Origin of the sequence: Xanthovirga aplysinae, assembly GCF_009711365.1 — a bacterium.
Lineage (GTDB): Bacteria > Bacteroidota > Bacteroidia > Cytophagales > Cyclobacteriaceae > Xanthovirga > Xanthovirga aplysinae.
Genome location: NZ_SMMB01000135.1, coordinates 1 through 451 on the forward strand (window position 1 = coordinate 1; position 451 = coordinate 451).

At 40.4% G+C, this 451-nt stretch carries 1 protein-coding gene; it reads right to left on the bottom strand.

The features are described 5' to 3' along the window. On the bottom strand, positions 1-451 hold a 451-nt coding region (locus E1171_RS23160; RefSeq protein WP_222931274.1), incomplete at both ends, for a hypothetical protein.

The window sequence follows — 451 nt, forward strand, 5'->3', positions numbered from 1 at the left end:
ACCCTGGGTCTCTCCTGCAATAGAAGTTATCCCATTTACCGTTAACCCACTTTTAAACTCTCCAAAACCACTAGCTTTAACATTTCCATCAACCTGTAACCTCTCTTCAGGAGATTGGACATTATTTCCAATGCCGATATAACCATTGTCACTGTTTATTCTAAGAGCGGAACCACCTCCCGTCCAGAACCTTAAATCCCCATTAGAAAACAAAATAGTTTTAGTTCCTTCCCCATCATATTTAATGATGTCACCCGTATAAGTAGAGTTAATCTGCCCGCCAAGGGTAACATTGTAGAGTACGTTTATACTTGAGCCAAAAAGGGCTGTCCCGCTGACACTAAGGTTTCTAGTTGACCAATCAACTGACTCATTATTAGTATTTCCTGAATGATACAATTCTAGCCAATCTCTCCATTCTCCAGTCTGGTCATACTGACTTCTTACAAAG